This window comes from Thermaurantimonas sp. (genome assembly GCF_046299575.1).
Taxonomy (GTDB): domain Bacteria; phylum Bacteroidota; class Bacteroidia; order Flavobacteriales; family Schleiferiaceae; genus Thermaurantimonas.
The window spans coordinates 193312-214258 of sequence record NZ_JBKBHX010000005.1 but is presented as its reverse complement, the minus strand read 5'-3'; the positions used below and the strand labels follow the sequence as shown (position 1 = coordinate 214258).

At 43.2% G+C, this 20947-nt stretch carries 18 protein-coding genes and 1 rRNA gene; 3 read left to right on the top strand and 16 right to left on the bottom strand.

The annotated features are described in order from the left end of the window. Positions 1-158 precede the first annotated feature (158 nt). Positions 159-269 (top strand): 5S ribosomal RNA (rrf, locus tag ACK4EX_RS08545). Positions 270-1184: 915 nt separating this feature from the next. Here the strand turns inward: rrf and ACK4EX_RS08540 are convergent. The 10 genes from ACK4EX_RS08540 to ACK4EX_RS08495 form a co-directional block, all read right to left on the bottom strand. Then, the gene (locus tag ACK4EX_RS08540; RefSeq protein WP_409771775.1) at positions 1185-2546 is read right to left on the bottom strand and encodes a TrpB-like pyridoxal phosphate-dependent enzyme; all 1362 of its coding nucleotides are present in this window, start codon (positions 2544-2546) and stop codon (positions 1185-1187) included. Positions 2547-2741: 195 nt separating this feature from the next. Next, positions 2742-4013: an NAD(P)/FAD-dependent oxidoreductase gene (locus tag ACK4EX_RS08535; RefSeq protein ID WP_409771773.1), complete on the bottom strand. Its 1272-nt coding sequence runs from the start codon at positions 4011-4013 to the stop codon at positions 2742-2744. A gap of 150 nt (positions 4014-4163) precedes the next feature. Next, entirely contained in the window at positions 4164-6377 is a 2214-nt protein-coding gene (locus ACK4EX_RS08530; protein WP_409771771.1) for a TonB-dependent receptor, read from the bottom strand. An 18-nt stretch (positions 6378-6395) separates the two neighbouring features. Continuing rightward, positions 6396-6743, bottom strand: coding sequence for a heavy-metal-associated domain-containing protein (locus tag ACK4EX_RS08525; RefSeq protein ID WP_409771768.1), 348 nt, complete (start codon positions 6741-6743; stop codon positions 6396-6398). 375 nt (positions 6744-7118) lie between these two features. Continuing rightward, entirely contained in the window at positions 7119-7559 is a 441-nt protein-coding gene (locus ACK4EX_RS08520; RefSeq protein ID WP_409771765.1) for an HYC_CC_PP family protein, read from the bottom strand. Between the two features lie 963 nt (positions 7560-8522). Next, entirely contained in the window at positions 8523-8753 is a 231-nt protein-coding gene (locus ACK4EX_RS08515; protein ID WP_409771763.1) for a hypothetical protein, read from the bottom strand. A 60-nt stretch (positions 8754-8813) separates the two neighbouring features. Beyond that, entirely contained in the window at positions 8814-9488 is a 675-nt protein-coding gene (locus tag ACK4EX_RS08510; protein ID WP_409771762.1) for a VWA domain-containing protein, read from the bottom strand. A 329-nt stretch (positions 9489-9817) separates the two neighbouring features. Further along, entirely contained in the window at positions 9818-10807 is a 990-nt protein-coding gene (locus tag ACK4EX_RS08505) for a glycosyltransferase family 9 protein (RefSeq protein ID WP_409771759.1), read from the bottom strand. Positions 10808-10811: 4 nt separating this feature from the next. Further along, the gene (locus ACK4EX_RS08500) at positions 10812-11435 is read right to left on the bottom strand and encodes a DUF4254 domain-containing protein (RefSeq protein WP_409771757.1); all 624 of its coding nucleotides are present in this window, start codon (positions 11433-11435) and stop codon (positions 10812-10814) included. A 4-nt stretch (positions 11436-11439) separates the two neighbouring features. Continuing rightward, on the bottom strand, positions 11440-12633 hold the full coding sequence (locus ACK4EX_RS08495) for a pyridoxal phosphate-dependent aminotransferase (protein ID WP_409771754.1): 1194 nt from the start codon (positions 12631-12633) through the stop codon (positions 11440-11442). Positions 12634-13011: 378 nt separating this feature from the next. Here ACK4EX_RS08495 and ACK4EX_RS08490 point away from each other — a divergent pair, with 378 nt between their 5' ends. Then, positions 13012-13641 carry an META domain-containing protein gene (locus ACK4EX_RS08490; protein ID WP_409771752.1) on the top strand — a complete coding sequence of 210 codons (630 nt, stop codon included), beginning with the start codon at positions 13012-13014 and terminating at the stop codon, positions 13639-13641. Between the two features lie 193 nt (positions 13642-13834). On the opposite strand, the gene ACK4EX_RS08485 is transcribed toward ACK4EX_RS08490, so the two are convergent. The 5 genes from ACK4EX_RS08485 to ACK4EX_RS08465 form a co-directional block, all read right to left on the bottom strand. Further along, a complete protein-coding gene (locus ACK4EX_RS08485) occupies positions 13835-15184 on the bottom strand; it encodes a hypothetical protein (protein WP_409771750.1) in 1350 nt (449 codons plus the stop codon). A gap of 15 nt (positions 15185-15199) precedes the next feature. Continuing rightward, positions 15200-15853 (bottom strand): CoA transferase subunit B, encoded by a 654-nt coding sequence (locus tag ACK4EX_RS08480; RefSeq protein ID WP_409771748.1) that lies wholly within the window; start codon positions 15851-15853, stop codon positions 15200-15202. Positions 15854-15990: 137 nt separating this feature from the next. Continuing rightward, positions 15991-16509 carry an adenylyl-sulfate kinase gene (gene cysC / locus ACK4EX_RS08475; RefSeq protein ID WP_409771746.1) on the bottom strand — a complete coding sequence of 173 codons (519 nt, stop codon included), beginning with the start codon at positions 16507-16509 and terminating at the stop codon, positions 15991-15993. Position 16510: 1 nt separating this feature from the next. Continuing rightward, positions 16511-17212, bottom strand: a complete 702-nt coding sequence (gene purQ / locus ACK4EX_RS08470) for a phosphoribosylformylglycinamidine synthase subunit PurQ (protein WP_409771744.1) — start codon at positions 17210-17212, stop codon at positions 16511-16513. 131 nt (positions 17213-17343) lie between these two features. Next, complete coding sequence (locus ACK4EX_RS08465; RefSeq protein WP_409771742.1) at positions 17344-18924, bottom strand: ABC transporter substrate-binding protein; 1581 nt, start codon at positions 18922-18924, stop codon at positions 17344-17346. Here ACK4EX_RS08465 and mtaB point away from each other — a divergent pair. Then, on the top strand, positions 18923-20341 hold the full coding sequence (mtaB, locus tag ACK4EX_RS08460; protein ID WP_409771740.1) for a tRNA (N(6)-L-threonylcarbamoyladenosine(37)-C(2))-methylthiotransferase MtaB: 1419 nt from the start codon (positions 18923-18925) through the stop codon (positions 20339-20341). The genes ACK4EX_RS08465 and mtaB overlap by 2 nt on opposite strands. Here mtaB and ACK4EX_RS08455 read toward each other — a convergent pair. Further along, positions 20308-20664 carry a hypothetical protein gene (locus tag ACK4EX_RS08455; protein ID WP_409771737.1) on the bottom strand — a complete coding sequence of 119 codons (357 nt, stop codon included), beginning with the start codon at positions 20662-20664 and terminating at the stop codon, positions 20308-20310. The two genes, mtaB and ACK4EX_RS08455, sit on opposite strands and share 34 nt — an antisense overlap. Between the last annotated feature and the right edge of the window lie 283 nt (positions 20665-20947).

The following is a 20947-nucleotide window of genomic DNA, read 5'->3' as shown; positions in this document are numbered from 1 at the left end:
CAGTAATGTCATAGCCGAGCAGTACTAATTACCCGTAAACTTCCTCACACAGTCCGTTATCTCTGCTTCATATGCCGATATGGAAAAGGCCGAAAACCGAATTGGTGTCAGTCACAACGCAAAACAAATCAAATCAAAAAACTGACACAGACGACTTCGAGGGTGGCTATTGCGGTGGGGATCACCTCTTCCCATTCCGAACAGAGAAGTTAAGCCCACCAGCGCAGATGGTACTGGCAATCCGCCGGGAGAGTATGTCGCTGCCCTCCTTAATCTTTATTGACTTGAAATTGAATTGAATCCCTGACTTTTAGTCAGGGATTTTTTTTTGATGAGGATTTTCGTATCTCTTCAAATGCAACATTGTTGCATGATTATAGAAAATTCATTTTATTGCATCGCTTACTTAGGCGTTATTATGCAATTTCAATTTTCAAAAAACAAGCTCTTTTATGTCAGAGCTTACTGTACATTAATACTCTCACTGTCAACTCTTACTTCTAAACTTTACGGTCAAAATTACGAGGAAACATTTATCTCAAACCCCAGAGTAGGAGCGTACTTCAGCGTTGTCACGCATATTGTAGATTATGATTTTAAAAAGGGAAATACGGATATACTTCCACTTCATAGCGTTGGCTTTCCGGTAGGAGTAAATTTTTGGGTTGCGAAAAACTTTGCGTTTTCAATAGAATTTGTTCCCAGTGTTCGACTGAAGGGACATTTAGTTTAAGACAATAATTTAATTTCTACTTCTGGTCTTTTGTTTCACCCGGGATTTACCTATACTTTCTCTGAGCATTATGGGTTTTCAGCAAGAATAGCTTTTGAATCTAATGGCCAAGTGGGATTCACACCTGTAATAGGTAGAACGCTTTTTCACCTTAAAAATTCTAATTTTTCTGTCTCTCTTCCTTTTCCATTCAGATTTGGAGGTAATCTGCCCACTACCCTGAGTTTAGGTCTTCAATTAGGCTGGGGTTTCTAACCAAATTTATCAACGCTCATTAGAATAAAAACGCCTAAAATTTCAACTGGTATTTACATCTGAGTAAAATAAAAAACCCCGACATTAACGGGGTTTTTATGATTTTTATAAAACATACATATTTAATTGAAATCAACTTTCTGTAGCAATAATCAGGCGAGACCGTGATAGTAATTATTGATATATATCCACCATTTTAAGCTGGTTGAAATTTTTCCAATTCTACCAGGTTTCTCTGAAGCTCTTCATCGGTTAAATAATGATCAGTAATCTTTCCTTCTAAAAAGTCATTATATGCCTGAAGATCAAAGTAGCCATGTCCACATAGGTTAAATAAAATGGTTTTCGATCGCCCTTCTTCCTTAGCAGCTTGGGCTTCACGAATCACTTGGGCTACGGCGTGGGTGGCTTCAGGGGCTGGTAGTATGCCTTCGGTGCGGGCAAAAAGCAGTCCGGCACGAAAACATTCGGTCTGTTGTAAGGCCACGGCTTCAATGAGACCGTCTTTTAAAAGCTGACTGCACAACACACTGGCACCATGATATCTCAAGCCACCAGCGTGAATAGATGCCGGCATGAAGTTATGCCCTAATGTAAACATAGGTAAAAGAGGGGTATAGCCTGCCGTATCTCCAAAGTCGTACATAAACTTGCCTTTGGTGAGCTTAGGGCACGAAGCCGGCTCGGCAGCAATACACCTAATCTTTTTGCCTTCTGTCAGATTATATCGGAGAAATGGAAATGAAATTCCCGCAAAATTGGAGCCTCCCCCTAGTGGTGCAATCACTATGTCGGGAAAATCTCCAGCGAGTTCTAATTGTTTGATACACTCCTCACCTATAATTGTCTGGTGAAGCAAGACGTGATTCAACACACTTCCCAACGCATACTTAGTATGCTGATCCGATGCGGCTATTTCAATGGCTTCTGAAATAGCTATGCCCAAGCTACCGGGATTGGACGGGTCTTTTTCGAGGATATTGCGACCGGCCTGAGTTCTATCTGTAGGCGATGCATAGACATTGGCGCCAAATGTTTTCATGATAACCTTCCTGTAGGGTTTTTGGTCATAACTGACCTTCACCATATACACATCACATTCTAAACCAACCTTATTACATGCGAATGATAAGGCAGTACCCCACTGTCCTGCACCTGTTTCCGTGGTAAGTTTACGAACACCTTCTTTTTTATTGTAATATGCCTGGGCAACTGCGGTATTCGGCTTATGGGAGCCACTAGGACTTACCCCTTCGTACTTGTAGTATATCTTCGCTGGCGTGTCTAATGCTTTCTCCAAATTATATGCACGTATTAGCGGAGTAGGTCTCCACAATTTATAGATATCCAAAACCTCTTCCGGTATATCAATGAATTGTTCTGTAGAAATTTCCTGCTTAATCAAAGCTTCAGGAAATAACGGGGCAAGATCCGCCGGATTGATGGGTTGCTTTGTCGCCGGATGCAAGGGTGGCATGGGCTTATTGGGCATATCTGCCAGGATGTTATACCACTGCTTTGGCGTTTCACTTTCTGGGATGTAAATTTTTTTATCCATAATAATAGCATTTTACACAAAAGTATTCTTAAATATGATTCAAAATGTATTCACAATAGTTGTCCATTGCATTCTAAAAATTGATTTGAAATTTCCGGTCTAAAAATAGTTTTTTTACAATTCGGATTCGAAAGCAGTGGTGCCTCGATTGAGAAATACTAAACGGTAGTTAGATATTGTTAAAACAGAAAAAAATTATCTAATATGCGACTCAAAAGGTCTAATAATTAGTCGAATAGCTCTTTGATAGGTAAAATAACTCCACAGCCAATTCACAAATACAACCACTCGATTTCTAAATCCCACAAGAAGCATCAGATGTAAAAACATCCATCCAAACCAGGCTAAATAGCCTTGTACTTTTAAAGCACCAATTTCAAGCACGGCCTTGTGCCTTCCGATGGTCGCCATACTACCCTTATTAAAGTACCGGAAGGGACACAAAGGTTTGTCATAAAATAATCGAAGTAAGTTTTTAGCCAGATTCCTGCCTTGCTGTTGGGCTACCGTAGCTACCATCGGATGTCCGTTAGGATAATCTTTATCGGCTGTCATGTAGGCTACATCTCCTATTACAAATATTTCTTTATAACCCTCGAGTCTGTTGTATTGATCCACTTTGTATCGATTACCACGCGCTATGAGATGATTGGCTATTCCGTCTATGGTCTTACCCATTACACCTGCCGTCCAGATGACTGTTTCAGTCTCAAGTGTTCTGCCATCGCTAAGGTTTAATTTTCCATGAGCTGGATCAAATGATGTTACAGCCGTGTTTGTAAGCACATGAACTCCCAGTTTTTTTAAATACATCTCAGCTTTTATTGATGATATTTCGCTCATAGCCGACAGGATTCTCGGTGATGCTTCGATGAGATACACGCGCATCAACGACGGGTCTAATTCCCTATAATCGGCCGGTATCACATGATTTTTGATTTCTGCAAGCGCTCCGGCAGTTTCTACTCCTGTCGGACCTCCACCCACAATCACAAAATTGAGAATGCGCCGGATTTTGTTTGCATCGCTCTCGCTTAGTGCCTTTTCAAATTCCTGTAAAATGTCACTGCGAATATCCAGAGCATCGGGTATAGATTTGAGTTGCATACAATGAGATTCCAGAACCTCATTACCAAAAAAATTTGTCTTCGCACCAGTGGCAATGCACAAATAATCGTACGTAATATCGCCTATGGATGTTTTGACTACCTTATTGTTCAGATCTACTGAAGTAGCCTCTGCCATTCTGAACGTAACGTTGGGCATCTTGCTGATGATTTTGCGCAGCGGATAGGCAATAGCGTCAGCGCCAAGACCTCCGGAGGCTACCTGGTACATAAGGGGCTGAAAGTTGAAATAATTGTTTTTGTCAAGGACTGTAATCTTGTAAGGCGACTTGTTCAGATGCTTGATGAGCTCCAATCCAGCAAATCCACAGCCTATGACCACAATGTGAGGGGATTTCATTCGGCAGAATTTATTATCTAATATCTGCAAACATTTGACTTCTTTTAGCTTATGAAAAGTGAAATAAAACATGACCAGCTTTTGCATAAAAACCTGAATCGACACGGGTCGATTCAGGTCTATTTACAAATCGATTAAAGATGCAGGCTTCTAAAACAGATTCCAGTTTATCCCCACATATACCATCCGGCCAAAAATCGGACCCCAAACGATGGTAGCGTCAAATGCCGGATGTAGCGGATCGCCCGCCGATATCACCGGATTCAGCTGGCGAAGGTCTAAGAGATTTTCCACGCCGAGATAGATTTCGCCTTTTTTCAGCGTATAATTGATCTGGCCATTTACGATCCAGAAGTCAGGTGAGCGGTCATCGACGCGCAATGGTCCCTTCTCGGCTGTTTGTGGCAGTCGTCTGGATTTGAAATAATTCACTGTCAGGTCAAATTTCCAGTTGCCCCGCGTGGCATAGGCTATGTTGGCAAACCAACGCTCGGGAGCCACAAAGGGAGTTTCGAGCCGCTGATGTGTAAATTCCGTAAACACCCACTGCCGTCTGTAGGCAAGTCGGGTCTCAAGCCGGCGCATGGGCTCATAGTCGAGCTGCAGCATCAGGTGGTCTGCCGTAGAGCCACGATTGAAATAGCCGTGATATTCCAGAGCATGCAGGTCATAGTCCTGGACAAACTGGTTGTAGAAATACGTACGTTGAATATCTGCCGTAATCGTACCCTTGCGGTAATTTAGCCTGAAATCTTGCTGCATGCTCAGTCCGGCATTTAGGGCATGCTCCTGCTGTAGCTGGCCGGTGATAAAAACTCGTCGGTTTGACATCAGTGCCTGCGCACTTTCCAGCGCCAGCAGCGGTGTGCGTCGTCCGGAACCCACATGTCCGCGAATCACCGTGTTTTCAAAGGGTGCATACCGAACGTGCAGACGAGGTGTGGCAAACCATTCGAACAAGTTGGAATAATCAATCCTCCCTCCCATCACAGCCGAAAACTTTTCAGAGGGCATCCATGCCATCTCTACAAAAGCCCCGTGCACCGCTTCCGTGCGCTGGTCGTAGGCCTGCACACCGGTCGAATCTGTAAAAGCCCCATATACTCGATCGATCTGCTGTGACAGCCCGGCTTTAAGTATCCATGCACTGGTCTGATCTCCTGATTGGTAGATGAGATTTTGATACAGGCTCCATTGATGTCCGTCAAATTGTCTTGTGCCATACAGTCTGTCCGATGTGTGCTGGTGTATGCTTACAATGTGGCCTAAGGAAGATGGTTTTTCGGTCTGAAATACAAAAGCATTCTTCGTGAAAAATTCCCACCTGCGCTCTCTTGCCCTGTAGGGCCATTGGACATTTGTAAGTTCACCAAAGAGCGGTGTTTCCATCGTTCCGCTCGCCCTGCTGTCGTTTAACAGGCGCAATCCGGCTTGTCCTTCAAATCGATGTCCGTCGGAGTACTTCCATTTGTTCTGCAGATTCACCTGTTGGCCGATAGGCATGTCCATGAAGTTGTCACCATTCATATCCCAGGGTAGGGGACTGGAATTCAGGTGAATGAGCGTGTGCTGCGAAAGGTGATCCGTCACCACACTGCCCAGCAGAGCGTTGGCTTCCATTCGCAGTGCATTGTTTACATATCCGTTCAGGTGCAGGTAGGGGGCTGATTCAGGCTTCAGCAGCTCTACATTGATATGGCCGGTCATGCTTTCAAACCCATTGACCACACTGCCGATACCTTTGGTCAGCTGTATGGATTCAATCCACGGCCCTGGTATGGAGGCCAGTGCAAGCAGTTGATTCATGCCTCGCCCGGTTGGTATATTTTCCGTTTGTAGCAGCGTGTATTTGCCCGACAGGCCAAGTAGCTCGATTTGTCGTATTCCGCTTATGGCATCTGTAAAGCTTGACTCCACCACCGGATTGGTCTCAAAGCTCTCCGACAAATTGCAGCAGGCTGCCTTCAGCAGTTCTTTTTTTCCGATGGTTTGTGTCAGTTGCACAGCTCTTGGGTCGAGTTCGATCCCTTTGATTACTTCCCGGATTTCCACTTCTGCCAGTAGATTACCCGGACGCAAGATGAGGGAGTCAAGCTGCCTCACTCCCGGCCGCAGATACAGCTCCAGCCGCTTATATCCCACAAAACTCACCACCAATGTATCGTTTTTCGCCGGCCGGTCAATGGTAAAAAGGCCGTTTTCATCGGTCACCGTACCCGATTTGTCCACTTTCCAGAAGACATTGGCATACGGCAGTGGCTCAAGCCTCCCATTTTCATCGGCAAAGACCCGCCCTGTCACCTTCTGTGCGGCCACAGGCCAGAGAAGGGCAGTGAATAACACTGCCCAAAAAATTCTGAACATCCTCATTTCTAAAGGCTTTTAGTGACCTTTTTTATGAGGATTGTTTTCGTCGCGGTAGCGGCAGCACTCCGCCACAGTTTCATAGCGATCGTCCGGCGCTTTGGATTTTTCGGTATCATGTCCAGCCTCGTTGAGCAGCTGGTGAATGCGCTCTTCGCTGATTTTTTTAGGCCGATACACCACGTAGAGCTTATGAGTTTTCTTATCCCATTCGGCAAAGGTGATTCCCGGCACATCCAGCGCACGCTCAATGCGCTTTTTGCACATATCACATACCCCATCCACATGGATGGTGGCTTCCACCCTCTTTTGAGAAAATACCTGATAACCAAGGATGATCAGCAGTATAACGAGAATTTTTTTCATATCTGTCAAATTTTTATTGGAATGAATGATTGATTTCAATTTTGATTTTGATTTTGATTTTTTTGGGCGTGTCCCAGACAGAGCGCTCAGGCGCGCTCTGTCTGGGTCGGTCCCTTCCGGGGTACGCTTCGCTTCCGTGCTTCGCTGCGCATCGCACTGCCGGCTTCGCCGGCACCCTCCAGGCACCTCACGCGGGCAGGTGCCGACCATTTCCTTCATTTCGATCTCTCGATGGCATCCCCGAAAGTGTTGCAACTTTCTAAAAGGGCTGTTCTATTACCCTCATCCATGCAGTCATATACTTTCAGAAACCATTTGAGTAAGCAATAGCCTGAAAAGAGCCGGGAAAGCAACTAAGAAGCGATCAGTGTAGTATTATCCGTAATAAATCAGCCGATGCAATGATATGTAAAGAGGTACCGTCCGACCGGCTGGTACATCTTTGAGAGGCTCTTCAATAGATGGAGTCCAAACCGGAAACTTAGCAATTAACTCATATGAAGCCTTATCCGGAAAAAAATGGGGTATTTCAGACTTTTTGCTCTGCTGCAGATTGTGATCAGCTTGCAGCGCTATGACCTCAGTCGTGCAGCAGTCATTATAGATTTGTGTAGTACAAAGACCTTCATCACCGACGGATTGGCATGAAGCTGCATAATTACTTTCACCCCCGCATTCTTCTACCGGAAGGTAAACCGAAGATTCGACCAGCTCCCCCTTACAGTAGTGAAACGAAATGACCACCCCAGTCTGCGCACTGACCATAGCCAGCGTCAGCAGGAGCGCACCAAATTTTCTCAGGAGGATTTTTATCATAAAAGCAAAAATATTCCATCCCTTCTAGAAACACAAGTGACTTAAAGCATCTGTATGCTATCTTTTATTCATGGCTGCTGCTAAAAAATTTTGACTTAAACAATTTTAGTTTTTTTTTTTTTTTTTTAATTTAACTAATGTTAGACATTTAATTTGGATAAAAACTTAATTTGTTCTCTTTTTAGTAATTATGATATTTTAAATACTCTCCTAGATAATCAGCAAAGTGCTTATTATCATTAAGATTTCTTTCATTCATTTCAATCATCCACTGCGTAGGTCTAAAAAAGTAAAAGTCTGAATATTGGGCGAATTGTTTAAATTTTTTTACTTCGTTCGGGTAATTTGAAACTAAATCTGTTAACACATTCAACGCTGCATACATATTATTTCCTAATTCTGTAAAATACTCTTCACTTAACTTGTTAATTAAGTAATTCAATTTTTGAAATTCCTGTCTATCTTTTTCAATCTTTTTTCTATTTTAAATCTATCCAAAAAACTATTTTTTATCCAATCTGCTTCAAGTACAAAGTTTAAATTGAATATCTTACAAGTCAGAGGGACTAAATACGATCTATCAAAGCCGATTTTTTTTAATTCTTTTAGGTATGATGAAAAAGCAATCGAAGTAAATTCGAAATTTCTCAATCATTCGATGATTTTTAAATTAAATTTTTCATTCTTACTGTGATTTATCTTGATTTCTACAGCGTCTTTTTGAAAGATTATTCCATTCATACAAAGCTTTCTCACAAAACCTTAATCAAACTTGAGTAAATGAACTTTATTGTGACTGTTAGAAACCTGAATAAAAGGCAACCATTCATCTTGTTAAAAAACCATAAGGTTTAAAGATTCTCTTGTTAGCTGCATTCTACACATTCCAAATGAATTAGAATGTATGATTCGATATGGCTTTATTTCATCTATATTTATATTTTTAAATAAAAGGTTGAAAATTTATTTTCCTAAAATGAGTGCTTCTTCATTTGTAATGAGTTTATAAACATCTGAAAGCACAGAAAAAATGTATTTAGTATCGGTACGAACTACTCCTTTAAATGTTTTTGCAAATATCATGTTTTTGTCAGGCAAACGCACATTTATTTCACATAGTTCTACCGGGAAGAACAATTCTTTTAATTTTTTATCTTCTTCCTCAAATACTTCTTTAGTAAAAAAGTTTTTCATAAAGTTAAAATTTTAAAACTTTTATTAAACATTATAAACTTATTTTGGGGAATCATTTCCTCAATTATTCTCCTTCGGAATATCTTCGTCTTCATAGAATTTATCATTAAAATCTTTGTTCATATTTTCTTTTTTATTTTCCATAATTTTATAATAATATCTTTGTCTACTTTTCTTTTCTTTTTCAAACATTTCTTTAATATTCATTTCAGTTTTATTAAAAAACAATATATTAGTAACAGCGATATTATGAGCTTGTGAATATACATCGTGATCAGTACCAATGTAGGTGAAAGTCCAACCTTTAGCTTTTAGTTCTTCTACTAATTTTTTAATTGCATCTGCCGTGTATTCTGTCGAATGATTCTCTAATCCATCTGTAAGAATAGTTACTAAAACTTCATAGTTATCATGATTTTCTAAAGCGTTACGCAATTTTGTAATACTAAAACCCATTGCGTCGTACAAGGGCGTCATTGAATGAGGATTGTAATTCGAAGAATTTATCTCTTGAATAGTATCGTCAACAGTTACCATGAAGTAATGCTCTTTTATTCCATTACTGTTAAATGAAAAGAATGAAATGGTGTGTTCGAGTTCTGACTTTACTCTTTGAGTTTCTTTGATGGATTGAATAAGCTCATTAAACCCTGAGATGATTAAACTTTTGATTGAGCTCATTGAACCGCTTTCATCGAGGATGATTAAGTTATGTACGTGGGTTTTCTTTTCCATGGCTTTAGATTTAAGGTTAGACATTTTGATTCACTAAAGTAAAATAGAAATTTCAATCAAATATGAAAAAATATTTCAATAAATTACTTTTTACATTAAAAAACAGAATATTACTTGTAAAATAAAATTTCACATGTGAAATTATATTTAAAAAATCTTTAACTTTATTCGTCTAATGATTTCTTAGTTGCTGGTCAGATTATCGTATTTAATAGTCATTTAAAAAACCAATAGATGAGGTGCGCTATGCTAATGCTGATTCCATTCTAATTTGATGGTTATTTTTGATAATGAAGGCTTTACAAGGTGATTATAAAAGATTCGGGGCCTTACAAAACACCAATTATTTCTTTAAAAACCCGCTCTACAGATATACTCTGCATACAAGCGTGGTCGCCACGGTAGCACGGTTTATTGCCATACACAGAGCAAGGACGGCATTCGAGTTCGATCTGAACGATGTGCCGGGCAGACTCCCCTAAAGGCGAAAACCCCGCAAACGGATGTGTCGAACCCCAGATACTTACCACCGGTATTCCACATAGCGTGGCCAGATGCATATTAAATGAATCCATTGCCACAAAAGCATCGAGCTTTCGGATGTGTTGAATCTCTTCTTTCAGCGAACAGTTGTCGGGTACCATTTCTACCAGACTATTGGTCTTGAAAAAGGATTTAAAATGGTGACGCTCAGCAATGGTGCCAAAGAGGAGGCAACGAATACCTCTTTCGGTAAGTTTTTTCACCAGCTCCACCATTCTGTTTTCAGGCCACTGCTTGGTAGGATGCTTGGCGTACGGAGCGATGCCTACCACAGGTTTTGCCATCTCAGACTGGTTTTTGATCGGCGAAAAAACTGGAAGGTGAGCATCATTCCACTGCACCTCGCCCGGCAATGCATCGAGATAGCGCTGCACCGTGTGTTTTAGCGGGGTGAGTTGCTTATTGGTGCGACTGGTCAGTCTTTTTTTTTGGATTCTGTCCTTTTTGATCCGTGTAATCGGAAATCCCTGAAAGCGAAGAAATGTGCTCAACATTCTGCTGCGCAGCACGTCGTGAAGATCGGCCACATGGTCGAAATCAAATTCATTCACCAGATGGTCGGCCAGTATTTTCATTCCCAAAAGACCTTTGTAGTGCTTTCTGACATCAGCCCCGAAAAAAAAACACCGGTCGATCTGCTCAAACAGAGGTTCAAACATTGGTCGAGAGCACACAATCAATTCGGCGTCCGAGCGATGCATAAGCCATGCCTTGGCTGCAGCTGCCAATAGTGCCACATCGCCCATAGCTGAGAAGCGAATGGCAAGCACTTTCATCGGATTAGTCTTTTGAATTTTTTCGGTACAAAACGGGATTAGTCGAGGGGTCGTTGTACATTTTCACTGCGCGATAGGTCTTTACAATGCGCTTTCCCTCGGCTATATCGGTGAGCAGCTGTCGGATGGCCGTTGTGAGATCAGCTTTTTGCGTGTAGAGAAGACTTAGTTTTTTCTGACAGAAGTCAATGTGTTCATCAGAAGCGTCATCCCGTTGTACCTCGGCTTCCATGTGGTAGATTTTCAGACTTAGTATGGAGAGCCTGTCCAATGCCCATGCGATGCTTTCGGTATTGAGCCGGGCATCGGGTCGGGGTTTGATAGGCGCAAAGAAATTGTGGTAGAAGTCATCTATTTTTTCTACCGTATCTGTGCGCTGCTGATTGAGTGCATCAATTTTTCGTTTGATTTTCAGGCCTTCCGCCGGATCTATATCCGGATCGCGGATCAGGTCTTCGAGATGCCACTGTACGCAGTCTATGGCATTTTTCAGATATAGATAGTATTCAAAAGTACCCTCTTCATAAGGAACAGAAATGGGTCGGTTTACATCGTCGTGAATGTGATAGTCATCTATACTCTGTTCGAAAATCTGATAGATGAAATCAATATCAGTCTGAATGGGCATAACATTAATCCGTTAAATTATTTACTGCCTGATGGATGCGTGCTATTGCTTCAATCAGATCTGTTTCAGAGGCAGCGTATGACAATCGTATGCACTTTTCTGCACCGAAGGCATCGCCGGTCACCAGGCTTACGTGAGCATGATTTAGAAAGTACATACAGAGATCTTCTGTATTTCGGATGATTTGATTGCCATAGCGCTTGCCCAGCAGCTCCGATACATCTGGAAATACATAAAAAGCCCCTTTTGGTACATTGACTTTAAAACCCGGAATTTTTCCGAGCAGGTCGAGAACGATGTCCCTTCTTCGTCGAAAGGCATCTCTCATATAGTTGATTTCTGATGGATCGGCTTCCAGGGCTGCGATAGCTGCCCGCTGGCTGATGGTGCAGGTGCCACTGGTATACTGACCTTGGTATTTGTCACAGGCCTGAGCAATTTCGCGTGGGGCACCAATGAAACCTATGCGCCAGCCCGTCATGGCATATCCCTTTGAAAGTCCGTTGACGGTGATCACACGATTGCGTATACCTTCGAAACTGGCGAGGCTTATGTGTTTTTCATCAAAAATAATGTGTTCGTAAATTTCATCAGATATGGCATATACGTTTGGATGACGACGAAGCACATTGGCCAGAGCGCTTAACTCGTTATATGTAAATACAGATCCTGTAGGATTGCACGGTGTGCTGAATAAGATAAGCTTGGTGCGGTGTGTAATGGCTCGCTCAATCTGTTCAGCCGAAGGCTTAAAGTCTTGCTCAACTCCAGCTGAAACAAATATAGGAATTCCACCGGCAAGCTTAACCATAGCTGTGTAAGACACCCAATAGGGAGCTAAAATGATCACCTCATCTCCGGGGTTAACCAAACACATCACCACGTTTATTAGGCTTTGCTTGGCCCCGGTGCTCACTACAATTTCATCTGGTGAATATGTAAGACCATTGTCGCGCGCAAATTTTTTGGAAATGACCTCTCTTAATTCTAAATAGCCTGAGACAGGGGAGTAGTGGGAGTAGTTTTCATCAATTGCTCGTTTGGCAGCCTCTTTTATGAAATCTGGGGTATTGAAGTCAGGTTCGCCTAAGCTTAGATTAATAACTTGGATGCCTCGAGCTTTAAGCTCCCGGCTTTTGCGTGCCATAGCAAGGGTCTGACTTTCGTGTAGGTTGGTGATTCGTTCAGATAAGTTCATAAGAGTGTTTAGAAAACTGTAGAGGCTGCAAACATATTGTATTCATTCAGATTTTTGTTTCCAAGCGAGAGTTTTTTACAAGTATCCGGTTTTGATAATTCTAAAGTTTTTATTTTTACTTTGAATCAGGTACTTTTTGATTTTTTAGTTTCGTTTATCAAAAAATTGCCATTTGTTGTTAAAAATAATAATTTGGAAATATTAAACCTGATTTTTCTTAATAAATTTATGATTATATGAAAGTTACAACCTCTTTGGTGGCTACAGTTTTTATTAATAGCATGCACTTCGCAGAATTCGCTTAACGATCTTCCTACTACTGCTGGTCACGACAATTCTAGAACTTCAGTTGACTGGAGCGGAGATTACAAAGGGATTTTGCCTTGTTCTAATTGTGACGGGATATTTGCTCGACTGAAGCTGCACAGCGACAACTCGTACCGACTTATCCTACAGTATATTGGAAATGGGGATTCCATTCACACAGCGGAGGGCACTGCAGAGTGGATGAGCGATGGTAATCGCATTACTGTAGGAAATTTTAGTTTTCGGGTCGGTGAAGGTCGCCTTATGCTGCTGCCGTCTAAGTACAACGAGGTGCCAGCCTCTGAGCTTACTCACGCTTTGGTAAAAGTGTCGCCCGATGACATTACCGATGTGTATTGGCGATTAGTTCGTATAAGTGGTATAGACGTAAAAAAATTGACTTTGGGTTCAGAGCGATTTTCAGAAGCATTTATCATTTTACACAGTTACGATCAGCGAGTGAGTGGCAGCAACTCCTGTAATCGTATCTCCGGGAAATATGAACTTGGTGAAGGTAACAGTTTGAAATTTAAACAAATAGCTACTACGATGATAGAGTGCCAAGGTAATATGGTGCAAAATTTTTTTAATTCGTCATTGAAAAAAATTGTTCGTTACGAATCAGATGGGAAAACTTTTACACTTTATAGCAACATGATGGAAGAGCTAAAATTTGAGCGAGTTAGTGATGAAAAGTTGTAAATATTACAATCGTTTAAACTATGTTTGAAGGAAGGCGTCTGTTTATCAGGTAATTTGAGAATTGGCACAATTAGCTAGAATTCATAGCTCTTCGTAAATTGATATTAATCTAGTATAAATCTATTGATTCACTAAAACACAATGAGTACCTCAGAGAGGTAATGGTTAAAGTTAAGCGCAGTAATCAAAAAAATTATCGCTTTAGACCTTTTTTAGCAGCTTCATAATCAGGAGCTTCAAGGGCTTCCCACCAGCCGGGGGCATGCGTGGTGCGCAGGAAATTCATCAGGTATGACTTTCGGGTATTGGAATCGAAATGGATCAGGTAGTTTTTGTATTGCCATACATGAAAGGCATTTAGAGCGGTCAGGGCAGCTACGAAAATGATCAAAACAATCCGAAAAGGAAGAATAAATCTTGGTATAAGATTCCAGGCTGCTGCAAGTGGTAGAGCGAGCAGGGGCAAAATGTCGATCATGGGACGCTGACTGTAGCCTCCACCATACCACCAGCACCACCAGCTAAAAGTGATGTACACAAACAAGATAAACGAGGCAAAAAAAATGCTTGTGCCTTGCCAACTCCTCCTCAATAAAGCCAAAAAGCCCGGAATAAGCATCAGCAATACCGGTGAATAGAGAATCCACCCTTTACGCCAGCTAAAGAATCCATCGGCTATGCGGGGTGAAAGAAAGAAAAACCGCTCATCGCCATAAGAATAGACCAGCCAGCGACCCGAAGTCACTTTCCAATAGATAAGTTGGGGTATGAGAATGAGGATCGCTGCAGAAATCATCCAGATAAGATGAGATGGCAAGTAACGCCAGACGACAGGGCTGCGATCGTGACTTTTCAGAAACCAATACAATCCTATGGATGCAGGTAGCAGGATGATGTTGACCGGACGTATCCACACAATGATGCCCGCCAGCGCACCCATTACAATAGCAATCCAGACACGAGGCTTTGTGAGCCACTCAAGCGACAGGTATAGCCAGATAGAATAAAGCGAAAATGTATAAGCGTGCGACATAGCATTTTCGATAGCACTGTAATAGAGGAGATTGGTTCCGAAAAAGAGCGTGAAAAGCGCCAGTATCACCGGCCAGTGTCGATTAACTACTTTATAAAGAACGAGATAGAGAAAATAAAAACCTAGCCAGAGATAGGGTATCACATTGTATTGTAATGCTATGCGAAAAGGCAGACTGATGCCATCAGCTAAAAATTCTGGAGATAAAGAAGCAATTACATGCGCCACTGCCACACCCGGAAGATAGAGGAATGCGAGACCTCCGGTCATTTTTTCACTTCGGTCACTGGTGTAAGTGTAAAGCTCCATTCGATTGGTGTCCACATTCCAAAGGCGAAGGTGGGGATCGCCTTCGTAGAGAATGCCTTTGATGTAGCTGTAGTAGTTACACACATCCCATTCGATGATGGGGCTGTAGGTCCATCGCTTGTCGTAGGTGATGTAAAAGATGAGTAATAGCGCTATCAGGGTAGCAGGCCATGCCGGGTGATGGCGCAGTCGCTCAAGCATAATGCGGGTTGGAGGTTAAAACTGCATTTCAGGAATATCACCTTCTACGATGAGTGTGCCTTCTGTGGCTTTTTTTACTTCTTCTACGGTCACGCCCGGTGCCAGCTCGCGAAGCTCAAATCCGCGTTCGGTCACATCGAGTACTGCAAGATTGGTGACGATTTTTTTTACACAGCGCACACCGGTAATGGGTAAAGTGCACTCTTTCAGCAGCTTGGAATTTCCATGTTTATCTGTGTGCATCATGGCCACGATGATGTTGTCGGCGCTGGCTACCAGATCCATTGCCCCACCCATGCCTTTGACCATTTTTCCGGGGATTTTCCAGTTGGCTATATCCCCTTTTTCAGATACTTCCATAGCTCCCAGAACGGTGAGGTGTACGTGACGACCTCTTATCATGGCAAAGGAGGTACTGCTGTCGAAAAACACACCACCCGGCAGTACTGTCACTGTCTGCTTACCGGCATTTATCACATCCGGATCTTCTTCCCCCTCGTAGGGAAAGGGGCCCATACCAAGCATTCCATTTTCGCTCTGAAAAACCACTTCAATGCCTTCGGGCACATAGTTGGCTACCAGCGTTGGGATTCCAATGCCGAGGTTCACGTAGTAACCGTTTTTGAGTTCTTTGGCAATGCGTTGGGCGATTTGTTCTTTGGTAAGCATAGGTCAGAGTGAAATGCGTTACTTAAAGGCTGTAAAGATAGAATCTCAAAGCGGATAAAGGCAGAAATAATACCAGATGCTAAAACGCAGAAAACCTTGTCACTTATCTGGGCTTAAAATAAAATCGACTACAGCCGTTATGAGAGAGATTGTAAAATCTCTTCTACACATTCGTCGATGTGCCGTGAGCCTGTATCAATGACCAAATCCGGATTGATGGGCTCTTCAAATGGTGCGGATATTCCTGTAAAATCTTGTATTTCACCTTTGATAGCCTTTTTATACAAGTGCTTCGGGTCACGGGCGATGCAGATTTCCAGGGGCGCTTTAATGTACAATAACAGAAAATTTTCCTCACCGATGATTTGCCTTGCCATTGCCCGCATCTGTTCTAAAGGTGTAATGAGAGCAGCTATGACCCACATTCCTTGTCTGCGAAGCAGGTCAGCCATGCAGGCAGCCCGGCGGATGTTTTCCATCCGGTCGCTTTCGCTGAAGCCAAGATTGCTATTGATGCCCCGGCGCAGCTCATCGCCGTCGAGAATTACTGCAATGATTCCTTTGCTTTGCAGTTCATTTTTTAAGGCATTGGCAAGGGTACTTTTCCCGGCACCCGATAGTCCGGTCATCCAGATGACCTTAGCCTCTTTTGGCATGCTACTTCACTTCGGAGAGACAGTGGTTCAGAAGACTTTCAAAAATCAGGCGGCCGTCTACATTTGCCAGCTCGGGGTCAGCAGCCCGTTCGGGATGGGGCATCATGCCGAAGACGTTGCGGTGGCGATTGGTCACTCCAGCGATGTTGTTCACTGATCCGTTGGGGTTGGCTTCGGGGGTTACATTTCCATTGGCATCGCAGTATCTGAAGAGCACCTGTGCGTGGTCTTCCAGTTCTTTGATGACTTCTGCGTCCGCATAATAATTGCCCTCGCCATGTGCTATGGGTATGAGGAGCGGACGATCGAGCGGCAGACCAGCATTGATGGCAGAGGCATTATTATCAGCAATGATGTATTGATTTTTGCAAATAAAGAGGTGTGACGTATTGTGCATCAATGTTCCGGGCAATAGATGAGCTTCGCAGAGGATTTGAAAACCATTGCATACGCCAAGCACATAGCCGCCCTTTTCGGCAAAGTCGATTACTTCGTTCATAATCGGTGAGAAGCGCGCGATGGCCCCGCTGCGCAAGTAGTCGCCGTATGAAAATCCGCCAGGCAGTACCACCATATCCACCCCTTGCAGGTCGTGTTCCTTATGCCAAAGCTTTACTACTTTTTGACCCATAATATTGCGGAGTACATACACCATGTCTTCATCGCAATTGCTGCCTGGAAAAACGACTACACCGAATTTCATTACTTCAATTAATCAGTGGTCAAAGGTACATCGGTCGTAGGAAAGATGATTGTTGATATTTTTTGAAACCTATTTCAAAAGAAGTTCTTTTGTTTTTTACAGTTATTTGGTCGTAAGTAATAAAAAGACTTTTATAGTCGCAGTCTTCTCAATTCCAACAGATTCAGAGGATTAATTTCCAGCCCTTCGGCCCGCTTGTGCACAATGCGAATTACCTGGTCATACATCAGTGGAATTACGGCAGCTTGGTGCATCAGCAAACTGTCAAGTGCGGCTATGCGTTCGGCTCTCAGGGCTGGATTGACAATGGTCTGGAGCTTTTCGTACTCAGCATCGAACACTTTGTTTGAGAAGCGTGCATAATTCGGACCTGCGGGTGGTCCGTTTGCCGAATAGAAAAGGCTGAGATAATTCTCTCCATCCGCGTAGTCAGCAATCCAGCTACCTCTGTAAAAAATTATAGAACCGGCCGCCATATTCTGCCTGAGCGTAGACGGTGGCTGTATATCTACACGCATTCTAATGCCAATTTTTGAAAGATTTTGCTGAATTAATTCAGCCATATCGGCATACGTGGCGGTGGTACTAAGAGTGAGCACCGGAGAAGGCTGAAGCTGGTAAAATCCGGCTTCAGCGAGCAGTGATTTGGCTTTTTCGATATCGAAAGATTCTTTGTAAAAACCCAAGGGATTTAAGACTGGGGGAACAAAACCTCGCCTTGAAGGCATACCAGCTCCGTTGCGCAGGTGGGTGATGATGGCTTCTTTGTCAATGGCCAGGTTAATGGCCTTTCTTACACGTGCATCAGCCCAGGGCAGATTTTCGGACTTGCACTTCTCAAGGTTGAAAGCAAGGTATTCCGTATTGAGATAATCCGCTTTCTGAAGTATAAAATCTCGTCGATATTTTTCTCGCAACTGGCCATTTACATCGAGCACTTCGTCTTTGTAAGAGGCATCCAGACCGCTGATCATGTCGATCCTCCCATTCAGCAGTTCAAGAAATGCGCTTTGACGCTCTGTTGTAAAAGTAATTTTTATCCCTTCCAGGTACGGAAGCCTCACTGAATCGGCAGCGCGCTCAAAATAGAGCGGATTCTTCCGCAGTATCATCACCTCATTTTCGTCCCACACTTTTAAGTAAAACGGCCCGGTACCCACCGGATGCTTGCTGAGCCAGTCTTTGGGCATTTTTTCAATTTCCCGCGGTACTACGCTGCAGTACTTCATCGTTAGAATGCCCAAAAACGGAGGAAAGGGTTCTCGAAGTCTGATCAGCAGACTGTCGTCGTTCAGAGCCTTGATTTCCGATACATACTGCATCGTCCAGCTGCCTGGTGCTGCCAGCGAGGGATCGGCGAGTCGCTTCAGGCTGAAAGCTACGTCGTGAGCAGTAAGCCTGCGCGTGCTATCTGGTGAAAATAGAATGCTTGAGTGAAAGTACACATCCTTTCTGAGACGGAAGCGGTATTCAAGTCCATCGTCACTTATGCTGTGCATCTCTGCTAAAGAGGGCTTTATCTGCAGATGCTGGTCGTATTCCATCAGCGTATTGTAGAGCTGATGTACGACCCATATGTTGTTTTGGGCACGGGCAAAGGCGGGATCAAGCGAAGTGATGCCTGCTGACTCGTTGTAGCGAAATACTTTGGCCTTTCTGCCTGATGAGCTTTCTTTACAATTGGTTAATAAACCCAAAATGGTTAAAACCATGAAAGCCAACGAAGTGAGCGGAAGTCTTACCTTTGCAACCATGAATGAGATGAGACGGACAGTAGCATTTTACACATTAGGCTGCAAACTTAATTTCGCCGAGACATCCACCATTGCGCGCGATTTTGTGGCAAACGGCTTTGAGCGCGTGGAATTCGAACAGCCGGCTGATGTGTATGTGATCAACACCTGCTCCGTCACTCAAAATGCCGATGACGAAACACGCCAAATCGTAAAACGAGCTCAGCGTACCAATCCGGAAGGCATCGTAGTGGTAATCGGCTGCTATGCCCAGCTGAAACCTGAAGAAATCGTTGCAATTCCCGGTGTAGATCTCGTACTTGGCGCTACTGAAAAATTCAACATACTCCGGTACATAAAGGATTTAAATAAAAGCGACCGCGGTACCGTGCACTCTTGCGAAATCTCGGAAGCCAACACTTTTGTGAGCTCGTACAGCATCGGCGATCGCACACGTGCTTTTCTGAAGGTGCAAGACGGCTGCGACTACAAATGCTCTTACTGCACCATTCCGCTGGCACGCGGTATCTCGAGAAGTGACACCCTTGAGAATGTACTTGCCAAAGCCGAAGAGATTGCCAGCCAGGGCATCAGGGAAATAGTGCTCACCGGCGTAAATACAGGTGACTACGGCAAAGGCGAATTTGGCAATAAAAAACACGACCACACCTTTCTTGATCTTATAACAGCACTTGACAATGTTCCGGGCATTGAACGCATTCGTATCTCCAGCGTTGAGCCTAACCTGCTTCGCGATGAAATCATCGAATTCGTAGCGCAAAGCAAGCACTTTGTGCCACATTTTCACATACCATTGCAGAGCGGCAGCAATCACATTCTCGGCCTGATGCGACGTCGCTATCGCCGTGAACTGTATGCCGACCGCGTCCAATTGATTAAAAAATTGATGCCTCACGCTTGCATCGGTGCAGATGTGATCGTTGGATTTCCGGGTGAAACTGACGAACACTTCTCAGAGACATATGAATTTATACACTCGCTTCCGATATCATACCTGCACGTATTTACCTACTCAGAGCGCGACAATACACCGGCAGCCTCCATGCCTGGTGTAGTGCCCATGCAAGTGCGCAAATCGCGCAACAAAATGCTGCGCACCCTCTCAGCTAAGCTGCAGCGCGCTTTTATGGAATCTCAACTCAATTCAGTTCGCACAGTGTTGTGGGAAGCGGAAAACCGCGAAGGCTACATTCAGGGATACACCGACAATTACATCCGCTGTCGCTCCTACTGGAATCCTGAATTGGCCAACAGCTTGCAAGTCGTATCGCTTCAGCGCATAGACGAAGATGGATTTATGCGCGTGCAGATTGTCGAATTTTCAAAAAGCGCAAATAAGGCTCAAGCATCCGCATCGATTGGTGTTAGCACATAGGTAGCCTTGGCCACGCGATTTTCGGTCTTTTTGCTGCGTGAGTGTACAAAAACCCTTATTTCGTACCCTCCTTTTTTGTCGAGCTTATATACATAAGAGCGTACTACCAGTGGATTTCCTGCAGGAGCAGGCATTTGGTTTTGAAGTTCTACATCTTTAATTTTCAAATCTTTACCCCGTATTGAGCGAAGTTCTTCAAGTTGCTCTTTAAATTCAGACTCTATCACCGTGAGCACCTGTAAAAGTGATATCTGACTTTCGCCATCGCCCACCCCCAGAGTTTCAGGGGTGTACACACGCGTTTTTTCCAGTAGGTGTATCATAGGCCATTTAAAAATTAAAAGGGCGCCTATTTGGGGCGCCCTTGGGTTTTTATTTATGTCTTAAAATTTTTTTCTAATTAGGATCATTCGACGGGCGCCATACATACTTCAATGGGCAATTAATCATGCCCATGTGTTTATAAGTATATGTATTTCGCCACATCTTAATCATCGTTACAAAAGAACACAATAATTTAATTATGCAATATGACTTCTGCTGCTTTTTGAAAAATTTTCATTGAAAATGGTCGATTGAGTGCATAAATTTATATTTTGCTTTTTT

Coding starts and splice junctions, on each gene's coding strand:
- ACK4EX_RS08515 (WP_409771763.1), bottom strand. CDS start 8,753: ATGAAAAACTTTTTTACTAAAGAAGTATTTGAGGAAGAAGATAAAAAA.
- ACK4EX_RS08500 (WP_409771757.1), bottom strand. CDS start 11,435: ATGCCCATTCAGACTGATATTGATTTCATCTATCAGATTTTCGAACAG.
- ACK4EX_RS08495 (WP_409771754.1), bottom strand. CDS start 12,633: ATGAACTTATCTGAACGAATCACCAACCTACACGAAAGTCAGACCCTT.
- cysC (WP_409771746.1), bottom strand. CDS start 16,509: ATGCCAAAAGAGGCTAAGGTCATCTGGATGACCGGACTATCGGGTGCC.
- ACK4EX_RS08510 (WP_409771762.1), bottom strand. CDS start 9,488: ATGGAAAAGAAAACCCACGTACATAACTTAATCATCCTCGATGAAAGC.
- ACK4EX_RS08480 (WP_409771748.1), bottom strand. CDS start 15,853: ATGCTTACCAAAGAACAAATCGCCCAACGCATTGCCAAAGAACTCAAA.
- mtaB (WP_409771740.1), top strand. CDS start 18,923: ATGAAAGCCAACGAAGTGAGCGGAAGTCTTACCTTTGCAACCATGAAT.
- ACK4EX_RS08530 (WP_409771771.1), bottom strand. CDS start 6,377: ATGTTCAGAATTTTTTGGGCAGTGTTATTCACTGCCCTTCTCTGGCCT.
- ACK4EX_RS08525 (WP_409771768.1), bottom strand. CDS start 6,743: ATGAAAAAAATTCTCGTTATACTGCTGATCATCCTTGGTTATCAGGTA.
- ACK4EX_RS08505 (WP_409771759.1), bottom strand. CDS start 10,807: ATGAAAGTGCTTGCCATTCGCTTCTCAGCTATGGGCGATGTGGCACTA.
- purQ (WP_409771744.1), bottom strand. CDS start 17,212: ATGAAATTCGGTGTAGTCGTTTTTCCAGGCAGCAATTGCGATGAAGAC.
- ACK4EX_RS08520 (WP_409771765.1), bottom strand. CDS start 7,559: ATGATAAAAATCCTCCTGAGAAAATTTGGTGCGCTCCTGCTGACGCTG.
- ACK4EX_RS08465 (WP_409771742.1), bottom strand. CDS start 18,924: ATGGTTTTAACCATTTTGGGTTTATTAACCAATTGTAAAGAAAGCTCA.
- ACK4EX_RS08455 (WP_409771737.1), bottom strand. CDS start 20,664: ATGATACACCTACTGGAAAAAACGCGTGTGTACACCCCTGAAACTCTG.
- ACK4EX_RS08540 (WP_409771775.1), bottom strand. CDS start 2,546: ATGGATAAAAAAATTTACATCCCAGAAAGTGAAACGCCAAAGCAGTGG.
- ACK4EX_RS08485 (WP_409771750.1), bottom strand. CDS start 15,184: ATGCTTGAGCGACTGCGCCATCACCCGGCATGGCCTGCTACCCTGATA.
- ACK4EX_RS08535 (WP_409771773.1), bottom strand. CDS start 4,013: ATGAAATCCCCTCACATTGTGGTCATAGGCTGTGGATTTGCTGGATTG.